This window comes from Sphaerisporangium corydalis, assembly GCF_025506355.1.
GTDB classification, from domain to species: Bacteria; Actinomycetota; Actinomycetes; order Streptosporangiales; family Streptosporangiaceae; genus Sphaerisporangium; species Sphaerisporangium corydalis.
Genome location: NZ_JANZYP010000132.1, coordinates 1 through 5,211, shown reverse-complemented (window position 1 = coordinate 5,211; position 5,211 = coordinate 1). Strand labels below are relative to the sequence as shown.

The 5,211-nt window shown below is 58.0% G+C and carries 2 rRNA genes; both read left to right on the top strand.

What is annotated here, in order from left to right:
• Positions 1-29 precede the first annotated feature (29 nt).
• A 16S ribosomal RNA gene (locus NYZ98_RS41050) occupies positions 30-1,551 on the top strand.
• Positions 1,552-2,065: 514 nt separating this feature from the next.
• Positions 2,066-5,205: ribosomal RNA gene (locus tag NYZ98_RS41045) — 23S ribosomal RNA — on the top strand.
• The 16S and 23S rRNA genes sit together here, the layout of an rRNA operon.
• The last annotated feature ends 6 nt before the right edge of the window (positions 5,206-5,211 follow it).

The following is a 5,211-nucleotide window of genomic DNA, read 5'->3' as shown; positions in this document are numbered from 1 at the left end:
GTGGTGTTCGCCGGGATTTCTTCAGGCATTGTTTGGAGAGTTTGATCCTGGCTCAGGACGAACGCTGGCGGCGTGCTTAACACATGCAAGTCGAGCGGAAAGGCCCTTCGGGGTACTCGAGCGGCGAACGGGTGAGTAACACGTGAGTAACCTGCCCCTGACTTTGGGATAAGCCTGGGAAACTGGGTCTAATACCGGATATGACCTGTTGCGGCATCGCATGCGGGTGGAAAGTTTTTTCGGTTGGGGATGGGCTCGCGGCCTATCAGCTTGTTGGTGGGGTAGTGGCCTACCAAGGCGACGACGGGTAGCCGGCCTGAGAGGGCGACCGGCCACACTGGGACTGAGACACGGCCCAGACTCCTACGGGAGGCAGCAGTGGGGAATATTGCGCAATGGGCGGAAGCCTGACGCAGCGACGCCGCGTGGGGGATGACGGCCTTCGGGTTGTAAACCTCTTTCAGCAGGGACGAAGTTGACGTGTACCTGCAGAAGAAGCGCCGGCTAACTACGTGCCAGCAGCCGCGGTAATACGTAGGGCGCAAGCGTTGTCCGGAATTATTGGGCGTAAAGAGCTCGTAGGTGGCTTGTCGCGTCTGCCGTGAAAGCCCATGGCTTAACTGTGGGTCTGCGGTGGATACGGGCTGGCTAGAGGTAGGTAGGGGCAAGCGGAATTCCTGGTGTAGCGGTGAAATGCGCAGATATCAGGAGGAACACCGGTGGCGAAGGCGGCTTGCTGGGCCTTACCTGACGCTGAGGAGCGAAAGCGTGGGGAGCGAACAGGATTAGATACCCTGGTAGTCCACGCTGTAAACGTTGGGCGCTAGGTGTGGGGTCCTTCCACGGATTCCGTGCCGTAGCTAACGCATTAAGCGCCCCGCCTGGGGAGTACGGCCGCAAGGCTAAAACTCAAAGGAATTGACGGGGGCCCGCACAAGCGGCGGAGCATGTTGCTTAATTCGACGCAACGCGAAGAACCTTACCAAGGTTTGACATCGCCCGGAAACATCCAGAGATGGGTGCCTCTTCGGACTGGGTGACAGGTGGTGCATGGCTGTCGTCAGCTCGTGTCGTGAGATGTTGGGTTAAGTCCCGCAACGAGCGCAACCCTTGTTCCATGTTGCCAGCACGCCCTTCGGGGTGGTGGGGACTCATGGGAGACTGCCGGGGTCAACTCGGAGGAAGGTGGGGATGACGTCAAGTCATCATGCCCCTTATGTCTTGGGCTGCAAACATGCTACAATGGCCGGTACAGAGGGTTGCGATGCCGTGAGGTGGAGCGAATCCCTAAAAGCCGGTCTCAGTTCGGATTGGGGTCTGCAACTCGACCCCATGAAGTCGGAGTCGCTAGTAATCGCAGATCAGCAACGCTGCGGTGAATACGTTCCCGGGCCTTGTACACACCGCCCGTCACGTCACGAAAGTCGGCAACACCCGAAGCCCGTGGCCCAACCAGCTTGCTGGGGGGAGCGGTCGAAGGTGGGGCTGGCGATTGGGACGAAGTCGTAACAAGGTAGCCGTACCGGAAGGTGCGGCTGGATCACCTCCTTTCTAAGGAGCACCGGCTACGGTCTGCCGTAGGTGGCACATGTCACCGTGCGGGGGTCGTGGTCCATGGTCGTGTCCACAAGCGTTCGTCTTGTGCGCGGCCGGCTCATTAGTGGAGCACTGGCTATTCGGATCGTCGGGGTCGTCTCGATGGTTGGTACCGCCGCAGGTTCCCGTCTCTCCTTCGTGGGGGGTGGGGGTTGCGGAGTGGGAAGACCGTACGGGGTGGTCATGGCTGATCCGGGCACACTGTTGGGTCCTGAGGAAACGGGCCGAAGCGCGCGGGGCCGCCGCGACCAGGGGTTTTGTCCCTGATCGCATGCCATGATCGTTGATCGTGGTGGCGGTCTTGCTGCTTGTCGGTTGTCGTTTTCCTTGTTCATGGGACCAGTCTTCCGTCATACCGGTTCATTCTGTTGGCCAGGTTTCTGGTTGGTGGTTTGGGTGCTGGTGGTGGGTTGGGCTGGTGGTCCTGTTTGTTGTTTGTGAATTGCATAGTGGACGCGAGCATCTTTGTGGCCAAGTTTTTTAGGGCACACGGTGGATGCCTTGGCATCAGGAGCCGATGAAGGACGTGGGAGGCTGCGTTAAGCCTCGGGGAGTCGCCAACCAGACGTTGATCCGGGGATGTCCGAATGGGGAAACCTAGCACCAGTCATGTGGTGTTGCCGCCGCCTGAATGTATAGGGCGGTTGGTGGTAACGCGGGGAAGTGAAACATCTCAGTACCCGTAGGAAGAGAAAACAATAGTGATTCCGTGAGTAGTGGTGAGCGAAAGCGGATGAGGCTAAACCATGCGCGTGTGATAGCCGGCAGGTGTTGCGTGTGTGGGGTTGTGGGACCCTCTGGGAGAGGCTGCCGTCTTTCCAAACAGTGATAAATCGATGGGGTAGTCGAAGCTTCTGGGAAGTTGCGCCGTAGACCGTGAGAGTCGGGTAGGCGAAACTCTGTCGACTGTTTGAGGGGATCCCAAGTAGCACGGGGCTCGAGGAATCCTGTGTGAATCTGCCAGGACCACCTGGTAAGCCTAAATACTCCCTGATGACCGATAGTGAACAAGTACCGTGAGGGAAAGGTGAAAAGCGCCCCGGTGAGGGGTCGTGAAATAGTACCTGAAACCGTGTGCCTACAAGCCGTAGGAGCTTAACCGGAGCTTGCTTCGGTTGTGATGTGACTGCGTGCCTTTTGAAGAATGAGCCTGCGAGTTATGGTGTGTGGCGAGGTTAACCCGTGTGGGGGAGCCGTAGCGAAAGCGAGTCTGAATAGGGCGTATGAGTCGCATGCTGTAGACCCGAAGCGGAGTGATCTACGCATGGGCAGGTTGAAGCGCGGGTAAGACCGTGTGGAGGACCGAACCCACCAGGGTTGAAAACCTGGGGGATGACCTGTGTGTAGGGGTGAAAGGCCAATCAAACTCCGTGATAGCTGGTTCTCCCCGAAATGCATTTAGGTGCAGCGTCACGTGTTTCTTGCCGGAGGTAGAGCACTGGATGGCTGATGGGCCTTACCGGGTTACTGACGTCAGCCAAACTCCGAATGCCGGTAAGTGAGAGCGTGGCAGTGAGACTGCGGGGGATAAGCTCCGTAGTCGAGAGGGAAACAGCCCAGACCACCGACTAAGGCCCCTAAGCGTGTGCTAAGTGGGAAAGGATGTGGAGTCGCAGAGACAACCAGGAGGTTGGCTTAGAAGCAGCCACCCTTGAAAGAGTGCGTAATAGCTCACTGGTCAAGTGATTCCGCGCCGACAATGTAGCGGGGCTCAAGTACACCGCCGAAGTCGTGGCATTCACACATTAAACCCGGTGCGGTTTACCCGTATCTAGGTGTGTGGGTGGGTAGGGGAGCGTCGTGCAGCCGGTGAAGCAGCCGAGTGATCGAGTTGTGGAGGCTGTGCGAGTGAGAATGCAGGCATGAGTAGCGAATCAGAAGTGAGAAACTTCTGCGCCGGATGACCAAGGGTTCCTGGGCTAGGCTAATCCGCCCAGGGTAAGTCGGGACCTAAGGCGAGGCCGACAGGCGTAGTCGATGGACAACGGGTTGATATTCCCGTACCCGCGGGCACGCGCCCATATCGAATCCAGTGATACTAAGGGTCCTTAAGCCCCTGTTGCACCCTTCGGGGTGTTGGGTGAGGCTGAACGCCTGGCCTGATCTGGTAGTAGGTAAGCGATGGGGTGACGCAGGAGGGTAGCCCATCCCAGGCGATGGTTGTTCCTGGGGTAAGCATGTAGCCCGTGGCATAGGTAAATCCGTGCCGCATTAAGGGTGAGATGTGATGCCGAGCCGATTGTGGTGAAGTGGGTGATCCCGTGCTGCCGAGAAAAGCCTCTAGTGAGTGTGCCGGCGGCCCGTACCCTAAACCGACTCAGGTGGTCAGGTAGAGAATACCGAGGCGATCGGGTGAACTGTGGTTAAGGAACTCGGCAAATTGCCCCCGTAACTTCGGGAGAAGGGGGACCTTTACTGGTGATGGGTTTTGCACCCGGAGCTGGTGGGGGTCGCAGTGGCCAGGGGGAAGCGACTGTTTACTAAAAACACAGGTCCGTGCGAAGTCGTAAGACGATGTATACGGACTGACGCCTGCCCGGTGCCGGAACGTTAAGGGGACCGGTTAGTGCACTTTCGGGTGTGCGAAGCTGAGAACTTAAGCGCCGGTAAACGGCGGTGGTAACTATAACCATCCTAAGGTAGCGAAATTCCTTGTCGGGTAAGTTCCGACCTGCACGAATGGCGTAACGACTTCCCCGCTGTCTCAACCACAGACCCGGCGAAATTGCACTACGAGTAAAGATGCTCGTTACGCGCAGCAGGACGGAAAGACCCCGGGACCTTCACTACAGCTTGACATTGGTGTTTGGGACGGCTTGTGTAGGATAGGTGGGAGACGGTGAAGCTGTCACGCTAGTGGTGGTGGAGTCTTTGGTGAAATACCACTCTGGTCGTTTTGGATGTCTAACCCGCGCCCGTGTATCCGGGTGGGGGACAGTGTCTGGTGGGTAGTTTAACTGGGGCGGTTGCCTCCTAAAGAGTAACGGAGGCGCCCAAAGGTTCCCTCAGCCTGGTTGGCAATCAGGTGGCGAGTGTAAGTGCACAAGGGGGCTTGACTGTGAGACCGACAGGTCGAGCAGGAGCGAAAGCTGGGACTAGTGATCCGGCGGTGGCATGTGGAAGCGCCGTCGCTCAACGGCTAAAAGGTACCCCGGGGATAACAGGCTGATCTTCCCCAAGAGTCCATATCGACGGGATGGTTTGGCACCTCGATGTCGGCTCGTCGCATCCTGGGGCTGGAGTAGGTCCCAAGGGTTGGGCTGTTCGCCCATTAAAGCGGTACGCGAGCTGGGTTTAGAACGTCGCGAGACAGTTCGGTCCCTATCCGCTGCGCGCGCAGGAGACTTGAAAGGGGCTGTCCCTAGTACGAGAGGACCGGGACGGACGAACCTCTGGTGTGCCAGTTGTTCTGCCAAGAGCACGGCTGGTTGGCTACGTTCGGGAGGGATAACCGCTGAAAGCATCTAAGCGGGAAGCCTGCCTTGAGATGAGGTCTCCCACCCTGCGAGGGGGTAAGGCTCCCAGTAGATCACTGGGTTGATAGGCCGGAGGTGGAAGCATCGTAAGGTGTGGAGCTGACCGGTACTAATAGGCCGAGGACTTGACCACAAAGCA